The 16,830-nt window shown below is 69.2% G+C and carries 16 protein-coding genes; 2 read left to right on the top strand and 14 right to left on the bottom strand.

All coding sequences use genetic code 11. From position 1 onward, the window contains the following. Positions 1-3: 3 nt before the first annotated feature. The 12 genes from NHL51_RS06580 to NHL51_RS06525 all read right to left on the bottom strand — a co-directional run bounded on the left by NHL51_RS06580 (position 4) and on the right by NHL51_RS06525 (position 12,626). Complete coding sequence (locus NHL51_RS06580; RefSeq protein ID WP_434142600.1) at positions 4-1,038, bottom strand: lipid II:glycine glycyltransferase FemX; 1,035 nt, start codon at positions 1,036-1,038, stop codon at positions 4-6. Then, the gene (gene murJ, locus NHL51_RS06575) at positions 1,035-2,654 is read right to left on the bottom strand and encodes a murein biosynthesis integral membrane protein MurJ (protein WP_434142598.1); all 1,620 of its coding nucleotides are present in this window, start codon (positions 2,652-2,654) and stop codon (positions 1,035-1,037) included. Before murJ ends, NHL51_RS06580 begins: the two co-directional genes overlap by 4 nt. Further along, positions 2,654-3,760 carry a lipid II:glycine glycyltransferase FemX gene (locus NHL51_RS06570; protein ID WP_434142596.1) on the bottom strand — a complete coding sequence of 369 codons (1,107 nt, stop codon included), beginning with the start codon at positions 3,758-3,760 and terminating at the stop codon, positions 2,654-2,656. The genes murJ and NHL51_RS06570 overlap by 1 nt, the downstream gene beginning before the upstream one ends. A 3-nt stretch (positions 3,761-3,763) precedes the next feature. Further along, on the bottom strand, positions 3,764-5,440 hold the full coding sequence (locus NHL51_RS06565) for a ribonuclease J (RefSeq protein ID WP_434142594.1): 1,677 nt from the start codon (positions 5,438-5,440) through the stop codon (positions 3,764-3,766). 79 nt (positions 5,441-5,519) lie between these two features. Continuing rightward, a complete protein-coding gene (dapA, locus tag NHL51_RS06560; protein WP_434142592.1) occupies positions 5,520-6,533 on the bottom strand; it encodes a 4-hydroxy-tetrahydrodipicolinate synthase in 1,014 nt (337 codons plus the stop codon). Beyond that, the gene (locus NHL51_RS06555; protein ID WP_434142590.1) at positions 6,502-6,690 is read right to left on the bottom strand and encodes a hypothetical protein; all 189 of its coding nucleotides are present in this window, start codon (positions 6,688-6,690) and stop codon (positions 6,502-6,504) included. Before NHL51_RS06555 ends, dapA begins: the two co-directional genes overlap by 32 nt. A gap of 119 nt (positions 6,691-6,809) precedes the next feature. Next, positions 6,810-7,304 carry a dihydrofolate reductase gene (locus NHL51_RS06550; RefSeq protein ID WP_434142588.1) on the bottom strand — a complete coding sequence of 165 codons (495 nt, stop codon included), beginning with the start codon at positions 7,302-7,304 and terminating at the stop codon, positions 6,810-6,812. 45 nt (positions 7,305-7,349) lie between these two features. Further along, positions 7,350-8,159 (bottom strand): thymidylate synthase, encoded by an 810-nt coding sequence (locus NHL51_RS06545; RefSeq protein WP_434142586.1) that lies wholly within the window; start codon positions 8,157-8,159, stop codon positions 7,350-7,352. Positions 8,160-8,291: 132 nt separating this feature from the next. Beyond that, a complete protein-coding gene (locus NHL51_RS06540) occupies positions 8,292-9,890 on the bottom strand; it encodes an APC family permease (RefSeq protein WP_434142584.1) in 1,599 nt (532 codons plus the stop codon). Positions 9,891-10,019: 129 nt separating this feature from the next. Continuing rightward, entirely contained in the window at positions 10,020-10,481 is a 462-nt protein-coding gene (locus tag NHL51_RS06535) for a tetratricopeptide repeat protein (RefSeq protein WP_434142582.1), read from the bottom strand. Beyond that, positions 10,478-11,236 carry a 4-hydroxy-tetrahydrodipicolinate reductase gene (gene dapB / locus NHL51_RS06530; RefSeq protein WP_434142580.1) on the bottom strand — a complete coding sequence of 253 codons (759 nt, stop codon included), beginning with the start codon at positions 11,234-11,236 and terminating at the stop codon, positions 10,478-10,480. Before dapB ends, NHL51_RS06535 begins: the two co-directional genes overlap by 4 nt. Positions 11,237-11,240: 4 nt before the next feature. Next, complete coding sequence (locus NHL51_RS06525; RefSeq protein WP_434142578.1) at positions 11,241-12,626, bottom strand: M16 family metallopeptidase; 1,386 nt, start codon at positions 12,624-12,626, stop codon at positions 11,241-11,243. A 104-nt stretch (positions 12,627-12,730) separates the two neighbouring features. On the opposite strand from NHL51_RS06525, the gene NHL51_RS06520 reads away from it, so the two are divergent. Then, positions 12,731-12,991, top strand: a complete 261-nt coding sequence (locus tag NHL51_RS06520) for a hypothetical protein (protein WP_434142576.1) — start codon at positions 12,731-12,733, stop codon at positions 12,989-12,991. A gap of 310 nt (positions 12,992-13,301) precedes the next feature. On the opposite strand, the gene NHL51_RS06515 is transcribed toward NHL51_RS06520, so the two are convergent. Next, positions 13,302-15,578, bottom strand: coding sequence for a polyribonucleotide nucleotidyltransferase (locus NHL51_RS06515; protein WP_434142574.1), 2,277 nt, complete (start codon positions 15,576-15,578; stop codon positions 13,302-13,304). Positions 15,579-15,765: 187 nt separating this feature from the next. Between NHL51_RS06515 and NHL51_RS06510 the strand changes: the two genes are divergently transcribed. Then, complete coding sequence (locus NHL51_RS06510) at positions 15,766-16,209, top strand: hypothetical protein (protein ID WP_434142572.1); 444 nt, start codon at positions 15,766-15,768, stop codon at positions 16,207-16,209. Here the strand turns inward: NHL51_RS06510 and NHL51_RS06505 are convergent. Further along, a complete protein-coding gene (locus NHL51_RS06505) occupies positions 16,206-16,706 on the bottom strand; it encodes an SRPBCC domain-containing protein (RefSeq protein ID WP_434142570.1) in 501 nt (166 codons plus the stop codon). The genes NHL51_RS06510 and NHL51_RS06505 overlap by 4 nt on opposite strands. Between the last annotated feature and the right edge of the window lie 124 nt (positions 16,707-16,830).

Genomic DNA, 16,830 nt, shown 5'->3' with positions numbered 1-16,830 from the left:
CCGTCAGCGCCGCCGCATCCGGCGCACGGCGCTCTTCACGAGGGGCAGGCCCTCGGTCCAGATCCTGTACCCCGGGCCGGGGCGGTCCCAGGAGCCGGCGAGCAGGTTCTCGTGCGAGGCCCAGCCCTTCTTGAACGTCGTCACGCCGTCGTTGATGAGGCCGCCGAAGTCGTAGCGCTCGATGCCGATCGACTGCATGTGGCGGATCACGTGCCATTTCAGCGCGTAGTTCGCGCGCAGCCGCTGACCGGTCTCGTCCATGCCGCCGTAGAGCTCGAACGCCGTGCGGTCCGACTTCGCCATGAACAGGAACGCGACGGGACGATCGTCGACGTACGCCGCCCATACCGGCGAATCGTCGCCCAGCATGGTGAAGGCGTCGTGGTAGTACGAATCCTCGTGCAGGCCGAAGTCGGCGCGTTCGCTCGTCTTGCGGTACACCTCGAGGCAGCGGTCGAGTTCGGCGACCGTCTCGACCGGCCTGATCGACAGCGACTCCTCGCGGCCCGATTTGCGCACGTACTGGCGGTGCTTCTTGACCATATCGGCCATGAGCTCGTCCTCCGAGCGCCGCAGATCGAGGATCAGCGTGCGCGCCGGCAGCACCGGGGTCTTCGCCTCGCGCCACGAGCCGTCGAGGGCGAACTCCCCCGCATCCTCATCGGGCTCGATCGAGACGGCGACCGCACGGCGGGTCGAGCGCACGAATTCGGCCACCGCGTTCGCGATGTCTCCGGGCGAGGGGTCGGCGGCGGGCTTCGCGGAGTCGGCCGCCGACCGCATGACGACGGGGCCGCGCGGCGCGTAGACGAAGCCGCCGAGCGGCCCGGGCAGGGCGCGGGTGAGCAGCTGGCAGGCGCCGACGACGGGAGCGTCGGGAGCCGATCCCTGGCGCACCAGCACGCGCTCGGCGCTCCATCGGTGCGCCGATTTCAGATCGCCCCAGCCCCACAGCTGCAGCGGGTGGCCGCCCGCCTCGCGGACGGTCCGATCCCAGAGCGCGCGGTCGGTGCACGGGGTCACGGTGAGGGAGGTCACGAACGGTTCCTTCCGAGTTTGCGGGACAGGGTGGAGGCGATGCCGGCGACCTCGGGCGAGCGCAGCAGGCGCAGGACGATGCCGTAGACGACGAGCACCACCGCCCCGACGATGACTGCGAAGAGCACGGCTTCGACCGCGTTGAAGTCGGGCGAGAACGCCCGCAGCACCCGGGTGGTGACGAGCCCCAGGGCCAGGCTCGGAACGGCCGCGATCACGAACTTCACCAGGCTCTGCAGGATGCGGCGGCCGTCGATCGATCCGATCTTGCGCCGCAGGAGCGCCGTCGCCAGCACGGCCTGCACGATCGTCGCGAACGACCATACGCAGGCGTAGCCGAAGCCGATCCACTCCGCGGGGAGGAAGGGCGGCAGCAGCAGCGACAGCGCGATCACGATGAGCATCTGGATCGTGGTGAAGACGAAGGGCGTGCGCGTGTCGGAGAGCGCGTAGAAGGCCCGCTGGGTGACGAACAGGAAGCTGTATGCGGCCAGGCTGACGACGTATGCCTGCAGGGCGGTCGAGAACTGGTCGACCTGCACCGTCGTCGCGCCGAAGTTGACGACGCGCGAGACGAAGGGAGCTGCGGCGAACAGCGCCGCCGCCGCGAGCACCATGACCAGGGAGATCTGGCGTGCCGATGCCGAGAAGTCCTCGACGAACTCCGCCATGCGGCCGGTCTGCCCCCACTCGGAGAGCCGGGTGAAGTATGCGGTCGCGAGCGAGACCGCGATCACCGAGTGCGGCATCATGAAGATCAGCCAGACATTGCCCATCGCGCTCGTCGACGGGCCCGCGCCCGAACCGATCGCGACGATGTTGTTGGTGATCACGCCGCCGAGGTTCATCACGGTGATCGTCGCGAGGCTCCACATCGCGATCTTCGCCGTGCGGCCGAGGCCGACGCCCCGCCACTGGAAATCGGGCCGATACCTGATGCCGGCCTTCCGCCACGATACGAAGAGGATCAGCGCCTGGGCGACGACGCCGAGGGTCGCACTGCCCGCGAGAACGGCGATCGATGCCCCCGTCCACTCCGTCACGGTACGGGCGCCGTGCGGGTCGGAGCCGAACATCAGCATGAACACGACGATGCCGCCGATGGCGATCACGTTGTTGAGCACCGGCGCCCAGGTGAACGGCCCGAAGACGCTGCGGGCGTTGAGCACCTCGCCGAGCACCGTGTAGAGGCCGTAGAACACGATCTGCGGCAGGCACCAGTACGCGAACGCCGTCGCGAGCGCGAGCTGCTCCGGGGGCCAGTGCACGGCCGTCGCCCACACGATCCAGGGCGCGATCAGCATCGCGACGACCGTGATCGCGAACAGCGACGTCGAGATGAGCGTGAGGATCTTGTTGATGTAGCCGGCGCCGCCGTCGGGGCCGTGCGCCGCCTTCACGATCTGCGGCACGAGCACCGCGTTGAGCATGCCGCCGAGCAGGATCATGTAGATGATGTTCGGCAGCAGATTGCCGTTCTGGAAGGCATCGGCCGACGGCGACTGCACCGAGCCGATCGCGTACGCGAGCAGCATGGCCTTCACCAGACCGAGCACTCGCGAGACCATCGTGCCCGACGCCATCACGGCGCTCGCGCGCATGATTCCAGCGGCCATCAGTAGTACGGATCCTTCTTGAGGGCGAGGGACGCCCGGCGGGCGAGACGGTCCCCGAGCTTCACCCAGAGCGCGTAGGCCCGGCGCTTCAGCGGCAGGTCGAAGGCCCCCGCGTAGTCGGTGATCTCGGGCGAGAAGGAGCGCTTGAACTGCCCGACGCCGAAGAGGGGGTGCTCGCGGTCGTCGGCGCGATCGGAGGGCGGGGCGCCGCACAGGTCGTGCACCTGCGCTCCGCGCTCGTTCGCCCAGAGCAGCACGTCCCACTGCAGCGCGTGCGAGGCGCCGTACGCGATCTTCGCGCGCATCGACGCGCCGTCCTTGTAGGTGGTCTTCGCGCCGAGCGCCATCGCGAAGGCGCCGGCGAGCAGCACATCCTCGCCGTCGTCGCCCGGCCGGTACGCGAAGAACAGCTGGCCCGACCCGGCACGGCCGAATCGCTGCCAGAATTCGCGGTAGTAGCGATCCGAGCGCAGCACGAAGCGCCCCTCGGCGGTTTCGCGCAGCAGGCCCGAGAGTTCGGCGCAGTTCTCGTCGGTCGCGGGCACCCGGCGCACGACGATGCCGTCGCGGCCCGCGCGCGCGATCGAGTTGCGCGCCTTCTTGCCGATGCGCGCGCGCAGTTCGGCGGCGGCCTCGGGGCTGCCCGCCGGTGCGGCGGTCGCGACGTCGACGAGCACTGTCGACGGGTTCGGGATGATGCGCACGGTGTCGAGATAGCCCGCGCCGGAGAAGGCCGCGCGGCTGTCGGGGCCGAGGCGGGGTTCGATCTTCAGCAGGAACGCCCCGCGCGAGCGCGCGAGATCCGCGACCGCGGCAGCGTGCTCGATGACCTCGGCGACGCCCCGGCCCGCGGGGCCTGCGGGCAGATGCCACCATTCTCCGAGCAGCGGCACGCGTTTCGCGAGCACGCCGACCGCCACCGGTGGCGCTCCCTCCCGTTCGACGATCACGCGGAGGTCGCGGTAGCGGCCTTCCTCCCGCTTCACGCCGAGGTAGGCATCGCCCATCCAGACTTCACCGCCGCCCGGGTTCGCGGCGACGAGCGCATCCCAGCGGGAGCGCTCGTCCGAGGTCGCGAACCTGGCGAGCGGGCGAGTGGAGCTCACGCCCTACACCACCACCACGACGGGGACGATCATGGCCTTGCGGCGCAGCTTCGTGCCCACCCAGCGTCCGATCGTGCGTCGCACGATCTGCTGCAGCTGCTTGTGATCGGTGACGCCGTCGCGCATCGCCGCTTCGAGGGCGTCCGCGATCTGCGGCTTGATCTTCTCGTAGACCTGGCGATCTTCGGCGACGCCCTTGGCGTGGATGTCGGGGCCCGACACGATGTGCGCGGTCGTGGGCTCGACGACGGTGATGACCGAGATGAAGCCCTCTTCGGCGAGCGTACGGCGGTCGCGCAGGTCGTCGTCCGTGACGCGGCCGACGCTCTTGCCGTCGACGTAGATGAACTCCGTGTCGAGCTGGCCGACCGGGCGCGCGACGCCGTCGACGAGGTCGACGACGGTGCCGTTCTCGGCGATGACGGTGCGGTTCTGCGGCACGCCGGTCTCGATCGCGAGTGCGGCGTTAGCGACGAGCATGCGGTACTCGCCGTGGATCGGCATGACGTTCTTCGGGCGCACGATGTTGTAGCAGTAGAGCAGTTCGCCGGCGGCGGCGTGGCCCGAGACGTGCACCTTCGCATTGCCCTTGTGCACGACGTTCGCGCCGAGCTTGATGAGCCCGTCGATGACGCGGTAGACCGAGGTCTCGTTGCCCGGGATGAGGCTCGAGGCCAGGATCACGGTGTCGTTCTCGCCGACCTCGATCTGGTGCTCGCGATTGACCATGCGGCTGAGCACGGCCATCGGCTCGCCCTGCGAACCGGTCGACATGTAGACGACGCGGTGGTCGGGGATGTCGCCGCTCTTCTTGAGGTCCACGAGCACGCCCTCGGGCACGTCGAGGTAGCCGAGGTCGGCGGCGATCTTCATGTTGCGCACCATCGAGCGGCCGAGCAGCACGACGCGGCGGCCGTTCTTCTGGGCGGCGTCGAGCACCTGCTGCACACGGTGCACATGGCTCGAGAAGCTGGCCACGACGACCTTGCCGGTCGTGCGCGAGATGACCTGCTCGATGACCGGCCCGATGTTCTTCTCGAGCGGAGTGAAGCCCGGCACGTCGGCGTTCGTCGAGTCGGTCATGAAGAGGTCCACGCCCTCCTCGCCCAGCCTCGCGAACGCGCGCAGGTCGGTGATGCGGCCGTCGAGGGGCAGCTGGTCCATCTTGAAGTCGCCGGTGCCGATGACCATGCCCGCATCGGTGCGGATGGCGACCGCGAGCGCATCGGGGATCGAGTGGTTGACGGCGACGAACTCGAGGTCGAACGGGCCGTACTGGACGCGCTCGTCCTCGGCCACCACGCGGGTCACGGGGCGGATCCGGTGCTCCTTGAGCTTGGCCGTCACGAACGCGAGGGTCAGCTTCGAACCGATGAGCGGGATGTCCTCGCGCATCTTCAGGAGGTACGGCACGCCGCCGATGTGGTCCTCGTGCCCGTGCGTGAGCACGACCGCGACGATGTCGCCCAGGCGATCCTCGATCTTCGAGATATCGGGCAGGATCAGGTCGATGCCGGGGTGCTGCACCTCCGGGAAGAGGACGCCGCAGTCGACGATCAGCAGCTTGCCGTCGATCTCGTAGACCGTCATGTTGCGGCCGACCTCGCCGAGCCCGCCGAGCGGGGTGATGCGAAGCGTTCCGGCTTCGAGCGCGGGCGGGGCGTATGGGGGGTTCGTCATGTGTTCCTTGTCCGAGCCCCGGGCCTGTCGAGGGGATCGTTATTCGGGCTCCCCTGCGTCAGGCTCAGGGGCCGCTGGATTAGCGGGTGGTGCCTGCGATCTTCGGCAGTGCACCGCCGGCAGCCGCGTTACGGTCCGGCCTGAAGTTCGAGAAGTCGACGCCGGGGACGTCGGTGACGAGAGCGAGCTCGTCTTCGATGATGGCGGCCTCCCACTCCTCGGGGCCGACGAGCGGCAGGCGCACGCGCGGGCTGCCGATGCGGCCGAGGCCGTGGAGGATGTACTTGGTCGAGACGGTGCCGGGCACGTGCGTCATCACGGCGCGCACGAGCGGCTCGAGGTTCTGGTGAGCGGCGCGCGCCGTGGCGAGGTCGCCCGCGTTGACCGCATCGATCATGGCGCGGTACGGGGCGGCCGCGATGTTCGCGGTGACGCCGATGAGCCCGGTGGCGCCGATGGCGAGCTCCGGGAGCACCGCGGCGTCGTCGCCGCAGAAGTACATGAGGTCGGTCTGGTTGAGCACGCGGCTGACTTCGCTGAGGTCGCCCTTCGCGTCCTTGATGGCGAGCACGTTCGGGTGCTTGGCGAGGCGCAGGATGGTCTCGTACGTGATCGGCACGCCGGTGCGGCCGGGGATGTCGTACAGGATGACCGGCAGGTCGGTCGCGTCGGCGACCATGCGGAAGTGCGTGAGCAAGCCCGCCTGGGTCGGCTTGTTGTAGTACGGGGTGACGATCATGACGCCGTCGGCGCCCGCCTTCTCGCTCGCCCGGTAGAGCTCGATGGCGTGCGCGGTCTCGTTCGAGCCGCCGCCGGTGATGATCTTCGCGCGGCCGGACGACACCGACTTCGCGACCTCGACGAGCTTCAGCTTCTCGGGGTCGGTGAGGGTCGAGGTCTCACCGGTCGTGCCGGTGACCACAATGCCGTCCGCGCCGCTGACGATGCAATCGTCGACGTGCTTCTCGACGGCATTCCAATCGACTTCGCCGTCCGCCTGGAAAGGCGTGACGAGCGCGACGAGTACTTGACCGAAGGGATTCTCTACCTGTGCCACTCGTCTAGGGTACCGGAAGTGCGCTGGGGACGGCATTCGGGTCGCCGCCGGGCACGACGACGCCGAACTCGGTTCCGACCCCCGGCTCGCTCTCGAACGGCAGGGATCCCCCGTGCGCCGGCACGATCGCGCGGGGGATCACCGGCCCGAGCCCCACGCCGGGGGTCGCCGCGCGCACCCGCTTCACGAACACGCATCTCCCCCGGTTCGCGCCCGCAAGCGAGCGCCGACCCCGGATCGACGTGCGCGTCGTCTCTCGACTTCCCGTCGTATTCGAGGCTTCGATCGGGCGAAGCGGGCGCCCGGAACCGGTCAGGCGCGGCGCTGCCAGCGTTCGAACCGGTAGCCCAGCCCGTTCTGCGCGACGAGGCGCTCCCCCGGCTCGACCAGGCGCCACGCGGGCCCGATCTCGGGCGCGAACGTGTCGGCCTCCCGCACGTCGAGGTCGATGCGCGTCACCACGAGCTCGTCGGCGACCGGTTCGGCGGCGCGGTACAGCTGCCCGCCGCCCATGATCCAGGCCGTCGGCGCATCGGCCGCGAGCGCCAGCGCGTCGTCCACCGATGCCGCGATGCTCGCCCCGTCGGCAGCGTAGCCGGCATCGCGCGTGACGACGATGTTCTCGCGCCCCGGCAGCGGCCGGAACCGCTCGGGCAGCGATTCCCAGGTGCGGCGCCCCATGATCACGGGCGCGCCGTTCGTGACGCGCTTGAAGTGCGCGAGGTCCTCGGGAAGATGCCACGGCATATCGCCGTCACGACCGATCGCGCCGTCGCGGGCCTCGGCCCAGATCATTCCCAGTCGCATGGATTCCTCCGATCGGCTTCCACGCTACCCGAGGCGGGGCCGCTCTCAGACCGCGACGGGGGCCTTGATGCCCGGGTGGTGCACGTAGTCGATGAGCTCGAAGTCCTCGAGCGTGTAGTCGAAGATCGAATCCGCCTTGCGCACGGCGATGCGCGGGTAGGGGTACGGATCCCTGGCGAGCTGCTTCTCGACCTGCTCGACGTGGTTGTCGTAGATGTGGCAGTCGCCGCCGGTCCAGATGAACTCGCCCGGCTCGAGACCGGTCTGCTGCGCGACCATCAGCGTCAGCAGCGCGTAGCTCGCGATGTTGAACGGCACGCCGAGGAACATATCGGCCGAGCGCTGGTAGAGCTGGCACGACAGCTTGCCGTCGGCGACGTAGAACTGGAAGAACGCGTGGCACGGCATGAGCGCCATCTCGTCCAGCTCCGCGACGTTCCAGGCGGAGACGATGATGCGGCGCGAATCGGGGTTCTGCCGCAGCTGCTCGATCACCTGGGCGATCTGATCGATGTGCTCGCCGCCCGGAGCCGGCCACGACCGCCACTGCACGCCGTACACCGGGCCGAGATCGCCGTTCTCATCGGCCCACTCGTCCCAGATAGTGACGTCGTGCTCCTTCAGGAACGCCGTGTTGCTCTCGCCGCGCAGGAACCACAGCAGCTCGATCGCGACCGACTTGAAGTGCACGCGCTTCGTGGTGATCAGCGGGAACGACTCCGCGAGATCGAAGCGGATCTGCTTGCCGAACAGGCTGCGGGTGCCCGTACCGGTGCGGTCGCTCTTCGGCGTGCCGTGCTCGTGGATCTCTCGCAGCAGGTCTTCGTACGGGGTCGGGATCGCCTGAGCAGTCATGGGTACCAGACTACCGCGGGAGGCGCGACGCGGATCCGCTGTTCGCTCCCGGCCGCTGATGGCCGAATGCCCGACCCGCCGAGCGCGAGGGCGCGCTCGGCGGGTCGAGCGGCGCGCGGCGATGCTTCGTCCTTAGCCGCTGAGCCCATCGTCGAAGACGTCCATCACCGACGTGTCGCTCGTGGCGTCGGCCTTGCCGAGGATGCGCCCCTGGAAGAAGTCGGGGGCGACGCGCGCCTGGATGAGCATGAGCACGACACCGAGGCCCAGTACGACGACGCCGATGATGCCGACGAGGCCGACGCCCGCGATGCTGCTGCCGGAGCCGAACTCCGGATCCATGCTGTCGATGGTGGTCTGGACGAACACGACGAGCAGCAGCACGCCGCCGAGGCCGGGCAGCACGACCTTCGAGAAGAGCGCGCCCGCACCCTCGCGCACGGCCGACTTGCGGAAGTACCAGGTGCTCGCGAGGGCCGTGATGCCGTAGTAGAAGCAGACCATCATGCCGAGCGCGGTGATGGTGTCCCAGAGCACGTCCTCGCTGAGGAAGCGCATGATCGCGTAGAACACGGACGCGACGATCGACGACCACAGCAGGGCGACGTAGGGCGACTTGTACTTCGGATGGATGCGCTTGATCGACTGCGGCAGGGCGCCGTAGTGCGACATCGCGAGCAGAGTGCGCGCAGGCGAGATCGCGGTCGAGTTGATCGAGGCCATCGCCGAGACCAGGATCGCGAGGGAGAGCAGGATCGCGGCGGGGCCCATGACGGGGTGCGCGAGCGCTGCGAAGACGTTCTCGGCGATCGCGGAGTTGCCGAGGCCGGTCGGGCCGTCGCCGATGCCGGCGTAGGCGACCGTGGCGGCGGCGGTGCCGACGTACATGACGACGAGGATGACCACGAGGATCATCGCGGCCTTGCTCTCGGTCGACATGCGGCCCTTGGACTTCTTGGTCTCCTCGCCCATGGTGAGCACGGTGTCCCAGCCCCAGTAGACGAAGATCGACACGGCGATGCCGGCGGCGAAGGCGCTGAAGCTCGACACCTCGAGCGGGTTGAACCACGACAGCTCGGGCATACGGCCCTCGGCGTTCGCGGGGTCGGCGGCGCCGATGAACATCGCGATGATGAACCAGACGAGCACGGCCACCTGGAAGACGACGGTGATGTACTGGAAGATCTTCGTCGAAGTCATGCCGCGGTACGAGATGACCGTCGCCATCGCCATGAATCCGAGGCAGACGAGGATATTGATGAAGCGATTGCCCGCGATATCCGCGATCGACGGATCGTCCGCGACGATGGCGATCGACTGGAACAGGAACTCGACCGCGATGCCCGCGAGGTTCGACAGCACGAGCACGGTGGCCGCGATGAGGCCCCAGCCGGCCATCCAGCCGATCCAGGGGCCGAAGGCGCGCGATGCCCAGGTGAACGAGGTGCCCGAGTCGGGCATCGCGCTGTTCAGGGCGCGGTAGCCGATCGCGACGAGCAGCATGGGCAGGAAGCCCACGAGGAAGATGGCGGGGGTCTGATAGCCGACCTCGCTCGCGGCGGGGCCGACAGCCGAGGTCAGGGTGTAGGCCGGGGCGCACACCGAGAGGCCGATGACGAGCGCGCCGAGCACGCCGACGGTCCCCGATTCGAGCCCCTTCTTGCTGATGCCGGACACCGAGTCGAGGGTTCGCGTCTCGGGTGCGGCGGCGTTCATGTCGTACTTGGACATCGGGTCGTCCTTCACTCGCTTCTTCGCGCGGCGCGTGCGCCCGCTGTTCCACTCCGACAGGCCGGGTAGGCCTTCGGGATCTCGCACGATTCTAAGCGGATAGCGACGAAATCCGCAATTTATGCAGCTTCAACGACGGATTCCATCACGTTCGAGACCGATGGCTTTCCGCACCGCCTCCCGCGCGCGCTTCCGATCACCGGCCGCGTCGTAGACCATGCCGAGCCGCATCCAGGCCGCCCACGACTTCGGCGCGGCCTCGACCTCTGCGCGGTACTTCGGGAAGACGGCGTCGGCGGCGTCGCGCGTCGGTCGACCCGACGGCAGCGTCTCGACCGCGTCGTCGGGCAGCTGCCCGAGCTCGTCGAGCCGATCCGCGAGCCGCGTCGCGTCGCGTCCGAAGCGCAGTTCGCGCAGCAGCGCCCAGGCGCCGATGAGGGGCAGCACGAGCATGGCGGCTCCCATGGCGACCGCGACCGGCGTCCCCGAGGCGAGCAGCGCGATGCCGCGCAGCCCCGCGAACGCGAAGTAGAGCACGAGCATGGCGCTCATGATCAGCACGCCGATCTGGGAGCGGGTGCGCGGGGTCAAGCGGCGCCTCCGGCGGCCTCGGAGCCCGAGCCGATGCCGAGCAGCCGATCGAGCCCGACCGTCAGCCCCTCCAGCCCCATGATCGCCTCGAGCGCGACGACGATGCCGGCGCGGTACGCCTCGTTCGAATGCGTGTCGTGCGTCACCGTGAGCACTTCGCCGGGGCCGCCGAAGCGCACCTCCTGCTTCGCGACGACGCCCGCGAGGCGCAGGCTGTGCACGGGCACGCCGGCGATGAGCTCGCCGCGGGCGGGCTGCTCGGCGAACGGCGCGTCGACGGCACGGCCGCCTCGCGCCTCGGCGATGATCTCGGCCGTGCGCACCGCGGTGCCCGACGGCGAATCGATCTTCTGCGGGTGATGCGCCTCGACGATCTCGACGGCGTCGAAATAGGGCGCGGCGATACGGGCGAGGGCCGTGCCGAGCACCGACCCGAGCGAGAAGTTCGGCACCACGACGGCGGCTGCGCCGGGCAGCGCGCCGATCCGCTCGCGCAGCGCCTCCAGCTGTTCGGCGGAGTAGCCGCTCGTGCCGACGATGACGCGCTGGCCGCGCGACAGCGCGCGCTCGACGATGGCCGGCGAGACGTCGGGCCGGGTGACATCGATGAGCACGTCGGCCTGCGCGCCCTCCTCTGACCCGGAGCGGCTGTCGAGCCGGGCCGCGAGCTCGAACTCGGGGTGGGAGTCGACCACCTCGCAGATGAGCCTTCCCAGACGGCCGGTTGCGCCCGAAACGGCGATGGTTGCAGTCATGGCTTCAGGATACTCGCAGCGTCGAGCGCGACACATCGCCGACGGCGACCGTCGTGAACGGGCGCGACACGAGCTCGGCCGCGACCGCGCGCACCTGCTCGATCGTCACCTCGGCGAAGCGTTCGAGCGTGGCGTCGAGGTCGTAGAGCTCGCCGCTGCCCAGCTCGGCGCGCCCCAGGCGCCCCATGCGCGTATCCGAATCCTCGAGCGCGAGCGCCGAAGAGCCGGCGATCTGACCGAGCGCCCGCTCGCGCTCCTCCTCCTCGATGCCCGCGTCGGCGATGCGCTGCAGCTCGGCGCGGCTGAGCTCGATGACGTCGGCCGCCTTCTCGGGCGCGCTGCCCGCATACATGCCGAAGACCCCCGCATCCGAGTAGCTCGCGCCGAACGAGTAGGCGGTGTAGGCGAGGCCCCGCTTCTCGCGGATCTCCTGGAAGAGCCGGCTCGACATGCCGCCGCCGAGCACCGAGTTCATGAGACCGAACGCGAATCTGCGCGGATCGGTCGAGGTGAACCCCTCGGTGCCCATCAGGAGGTTGAGCTGTTCGGATGGCCGCTCGGTGACCCTGACCGCGCCGAGGCCGTCTGCGGGCCGCATCGCCGGTTCCGCGATCAGAGCCGAGGCCCCGAGCTGATCGCGGCGCACCGGAGCTGCGGCGCGCCCGGTGTGCCAGCGCTCCTCGGGCGACAGATCGAGCGCCGCGACGACCTGCTCGACGAGGCGGTCGTGGTCGACGGCCCCCGCTGCCGTGATCACGAGGGTCGAGGGATCGTAGCGGTCCCGGTAGTGCCGCTCGACGTCGTCGCGCCGCGCCCCGCGGATCGTCTCGGGGTGGCCGCCGATCGGGCGCCCGAGCGGGTGGTCCAGCAGCACCTCCTCGAAGAACTGCTCGCTCGCGACGTCGGCGAGATCGTCGGCCGCCATCGCGAGCTCTTCGAGGATCACGCCCCGCTCGGTCTCGAACTCGCCGGCGTCGAGCAGCGAGTTCGTCACCATGTCGGTGAGCACGGTCACTGCGACATCGAGATCTTCGTCGCGCACCTTCGCGTAGTAGCAGGTGTACTCCTTGGCGGTGAGCGCGTTGTGCTCGGCGCCCAGACGATCGAAGCTGGTCGCGATGCTGTAGGCGTCGCGCGACGGCGTGCCCTTGAACAGCAGATGCTCGAGGAAGTGGGTCGACCCGAGGCTGCCCGGCGCGTCTCCCCGCTCGCCCTGCTCGTCGCGCGAGCCGACGCCGACCCAGAAGCCGATCGAGGCGCTGCGGGCCGAGGGCATCCGCTCGGTCAGCACGCGCAGACCGCTCGGATGAACGGTGCGGCGCATGCACCCGCCGCCCAGATCGGCCGAGATCTCGGGGCGGTCGAGGGGCAGCAGAATCGGGTCGCGCATCGTCCCAGCCTATCCTCCGACCGCCCCGAGTTCTCTCCGAGCACCGCCCTTTCGCCTATACTGGAGGGGTATTTGATCCGTTCGTGATTTGCGAGGCCATCTGCATGTCGAATTCCGAGTCCGCACCCGCCGGTCAGGCCCAGCCCGACGCCGTGTTCGCTCCCTCCCCCCGCCCGCGCATGGCGGCTTCCACCGTGTTCGCCCTGCTGGCCTCGGTGATTCTCGTCTTCGGCGGTTTCTACCTGATGGGCTCCGCCTTCAGCTACGGCGACGGCCCCGGCATCTGGCTCTTCGCGGGCGGCCTCGCCGCCGACGTGATCGGCTTCTGGCTCGCCTTCAACTGGCTGCCGAACCGCGAGCGCTGATCCCGCTCCCATCGCACTCTGAGAAAGGCCCTGCCCCGTTTCCGGGACAGGGCCTTTCTCGTGCCCGCACGGCGCCTCCCCCTGCGCCCCACCTGCCCCGCCACGCCCCCGCTCCACCGCGCCCCGCCCCGCCCCGGGGCCGCGAATGCGCGAAATAGTGCAGTATCAGTCGCGGATAACGCACCAGATCGGGCACGCGACACCGAACGCGAGGAGAGCCGCGCGGGAGGTCGCCGTTCAGCGGGCCGGCGAGAATGCAGAACGCCCGCCGCACCGGAGGGTGCCGGGCGTTCTGCTCAGCGGGTGAGGGTTACTCGGCCGCCTCGGCGGGAGCCTCTTCCGCCGCCTCTTCGGCCTGCTCCTCGAGCACGGGCTCGAGCGAGAGCTTGCCGCGATCGTCGACCTTCGTGATCTTCACGAGAACCTTCTGGCCGATCGAGAGCACCTCGTCGACCGACTCGATGCGCTTGCCGCCGACGAGCTTGCGCACCTCGGAGATGTGCAGCAGGCCGTCCTTGCCCGGCAGCAGCGACACGAAGGCGCCGAAGGCGGCGTTCTTCACGACGGTGCCGAGGTACTGCTCGCCGACCTCGGGGTTCTGCGGGTTCGCGATCGCGTTGACCTGGGCACGAGCGGCCTCGGCCGAGGGGCCGTCGACCGCGCCGATGTACACGGTGCCGTCGTCGTCGATCGAGATGTCGGCACCGGTCTCGTCCTGGATGCCGTTGATCGTCTTGCCCTTGGGGCCGATGAGCTCGCCGATCTTCGAGACCGGGATCTGCACGGTGATGACGCGCGGCGCGGTCGCGGCCATCTCGTCGGGCGCGTCGATGGCGTCGTTCATGACGCCGAGGATCATGGTGCGCGCCTCCTTCGCCTGCGAGAGCGCGCCCGCGAGCACGTCGGAGGGGATGCCGTCGAGCTTGGTGTCGAGCTGCAGCGCGGTCACGAACTCCGAGGTGCCTGCGACCTTGAAGTCCATGTCGCCGAGCGCGTCCTCCGCACCGAGGATGTCGGTGAGGGTCGCGTAGCGGGTCTCGCCGTCGATCTGGTCGGAGACGAGGCCCATCGCGATGCCCGCGACGGGTGCGCGCAGCGGCACACCGGCGTTGAGCAGGGACAGCGTCGACGCGCAGACCGAACCCATCGAGGTCGAGCCGTTCGAACCGAGCGCCTCGGAGACCTGGCGGATGGCGTAGGGGAACTCGTCGCGGGCAGGGAGGACCGGAACGAGCGCGCGCTCGGCGAGGAAGCCGTGGCCGATCTCGCGGCGCTTCGGGCTGCCCACGCGACCGGTCTCACCGGTCGAGTACGGCGGGAAGTTGTAGTGGTGCATGTAGCGCTTCGACGTCGTGGGCGACAGCGAATCGATCTGCTGCTCCATCTTCAGCATGTTCAGCGTGGAGACGCCCATGATCTGGGTCTCGCCGCGCTGGAAGATGGCGGAGCCGTGGACGCGAGGGATGACCTCGACCTCGGCTTCGAGCGCACGCACGTCGCGCAGGCCGCGGCCGTCGATGCGGGCGCCCTCCGAGAGGATACGGCCGCGTACGATCTTCTTGGTGACGGCCTTGTAGGCGGCCGAGACCTGGCCCTCGGCCGAAGCGTCGAGCTCGCCCGCCTCGATCTTGGCGGCGACGGCCTCCTTGACGCGCGCCTTCAGCGCATCGTCGGCGTCCTGACGCTCCTGCTTGTCGGCGATCTGGTAGATGCCGGCGAGCTCGCTCTCGGCGAGAGCGGCGACGGCCGCGTAGGTCTCGTCGGTGAACGGCAGGAATACGGGGTAGTCCTGCACCTCCTTGGCCGACTGCGACGCCATCTGCTCCTGCGCCTTCACGAGCTGCGCGAGGAACGGCTTCGCGGCCTCGAGACCCTGCGCGACGATCGCCTCGTCGGGCTTGACGGCACCTGCCTTGATGAGGTTCCACGAACCCTCGGTCGCTTCCGCCTCGACCATCATGATGGCGACGTCCTCCGTGCCGTCCGCCTGGGTCACGACGCGACCGGCGACCATGAGGTCGAAGACGGCCTCGGAGACCTGCTCGGCGGTCGGGAACGCGACCCACTGGTCGGCGTGCTCGCCGTGGCCCGGGATGAGCGCGAGGCGCACACCGGCGATGGGGCCCGAGAAGGGCAGGCCCGAGATCTGGGTCGAAGCCGACGCGGCGTTGATCGCGAGGGCGTCGTAGTATTCGCCCGGGGCGATCGACAGCACGGTGATGACGATCTGCACCTCGTTGCGGAGGCCGTCGACGAACGACGGGCGCAGCGGACGGTCGATCAGGCGGCACACGAGGATGGCCTCGGTCGAGGGGCGACCCTCGCGGCGGAAGAACGAGCCGGGGATCTTGCCGGCGGCGTACGAGCGCTCCTCGACGTCGACGGTCAGCGGGAAGAAGTCGAAGTGATCCTTCGGATGCTTCGACGCGCTCGTCGCCGAGAGCAGCATGGTGTCTTCGCCGAGGTAGGCGGCGACTGCGCCCTGGGCCTGCTGCGCGAGGCGGCCGGTCTCGAAACGAACGGTGCGCTTGCCGAAACGGCCGTTATCGAGAACGGCTTCGGCTGACTTGATCTCAGGACCCTCCACGGGATCTCCTTCTGGTAGCAGTGAGCACGTGCGGCGGCAGCTCCGAGCCCCGTAGGGTGCTGCGTGCGACCCGGACGCTGATGTTCAGTAGTTCGGCCACTCTGCGCCGACCATCTTGCGAAGAGGAACCCACCACCGAAGACCAGCCCGCCGACCGACGTACTCGGTTCATCGTTGATGCGGACAGATGCCCGCAGGGCCAGCCTACCACCGCACCCGCGATTTCCGCCCGAGCATTGGCGCGGTCCCGCCGCTGATCGACGACTTCTTCCAGGAACTGCGCGGTGAGGACTACACTCCCGGTGTGAGCCGCAGCCCTTCGACCCGTCCGCTGTCGTTCGTGCTCTGCATCGCGGCCCCGCTGTCGATCGCGATCCTCATGAACGCGCTCGTACGGCCGGCTCTGGCAGAGCGGCTCGGAGGCGAGCGCCGGCAATCGATGACCACGGCGAAGAGCCAGGACGGCTGGTGGGCGTTCGACGCCGCGACACGAGACGCGCACCCCGCGCTGACGGCGTTCTTGGAGTTCAGCGACGGCGCGCTCGCGGTATCCATGCTCGCCGTCGCCGCAGTCGCGGCCATCGCCTATCTGCTGAGGGACCGCCGCCGCGAGCGTTCTCGGACCCTCTAGCGGTAGAAGCCGTCGCGCAGGTCGATGCCGTATTCGAGACGGGCCTTCATCGCCGCGAGCATGCCGGTCCACCCCATGCAGTTGCCGAATGCGCTCTGGGCGCCCTCGACGGTGGGCCGCCACGCCCGCTCGGTGATGCGCACCTCGGTGCGGGCCCCGTCGTCGACCGCCCGGAACACGAACTCGACCTCGGTGCCGCGCGCATCGACCGTCGCCTGCGGATCGCCGCCCCAGCGCAGCAGGACGCGCTCGGGGGCCCGCGCTTCGAGCACCTCGACCGGGAAGGCGCCGGGGAAATCCGCGAAGTCCCACTGCACCGTCGCCCCGGCCTCGATGCGGCCGACCGCACCGCCCGTCGTGAAGTAGCTGCTCAGCGCCTCGGGTGCGGCGACCGCCTCGTACACCTCGGCCGGCGGCTTCGCCATGAAGCCGAACACGGTGAACTCGAGCTGCTCGAGGGGCGTCTGAAGCTGCACCGAAGTCGATTCGCTATTCATGCGCCGAGCCTACTTCGGCTGCGACCGGTCGCAGGCGAGAGACCGGTTTCCACGAATTATCTACGGAAATTCTTGCTCCGGACTCGCGATATCACGAAAGAGCACCTACAATCAACCCGAACCT

Origin of the sequence: Leucobacter sp. gxy201, from assembly GCF_051043335.1 — a bacterium.
Lineage (GTDB): Bacteria > Actinomycetota > Actinomycetes > Actinomycetales > Microbacteriaceae > Leucobacter.
Note: the sequence above shows the minus strand (reverse complement) of the source record. Positions and strands in the feature narration are given on the sequence as shown.

Coding starts and splice junctions, on each gene's coding strand:
- murJ (WP_434142598.1), bottom strand. CDS start 2,654: ATGGCCGCTGGAATCATGCGCGCGAGCGCCGTGATGGCGTCGGGCACG.
- NHL51_RS06565 (WP_434142594.1), bottom strand. CDS start 5,440: ATGACGAACCCCCCATACGCCCCGCCCGCGCTCGAAGCCGGAACGCTT.
- dapA (WP_434142592.1), bottom strand. CDS start 6,533: ATGCCGTCCCCAGCGCACTTCCGGTACCCTAGACGAGTGGCACAGGTA.
- NHL51_RS06550 (WP_434142588.1), bottom strand. CDS start 7,304: ATGCGACTGGGAATGATCTGGGCCGAGGCCCGCGACGGCGCGATCGGT.
- NHL51_RS06545 (WP_434142586.1), bottom strand. CDS start 8,159: ATGACTGCTCAGGCGATCCCGACCCCGTACGAAGACCTGCTGCGAGAG.
- NHL51_RS06540 (WP_434142584.1), bottom strand. CDS start 9,890: ATGTCCAAGTACGACATGAACGCCGCCGCACCCGAGACGCGAACCCTC.
- dapB (WP_434142580.1), bottom strand. CDS start 11,236: ATGACTGCAACCATCGCCGTTTCGGGCGCAACCGGCCGTCTGGGAAGG.
- NHL51_RS06525 (WP_434142578.1), bottom strand. CDS start 12,626: ATGCGCGACCCGATTCTGCTGCCCCTCGACCGCCCCGAGATCTCGGCC.
- NHL51_RS06520 (WP_434142576.1), top strand. CDS start 12,731: ATGTCGAATTCCGAGTCCGCACCCGCCGGTCAGGCCCAGCCCGACGCC.
- NHL51_RS06510 (WP_434142572.1), top strand. CDS start 15,766: ATGCCCGCAGGGCCAGCCTACCACCGCACCCGCGATTTCCGCCCGAGC.
- NHL51_RS06505 (WP_434142570.1), bottom strand. CDS start 16,706: ATGAATAGCGAATCGACTTCGGTGCAGCTTCAGACGCCCCTCGAGCAG.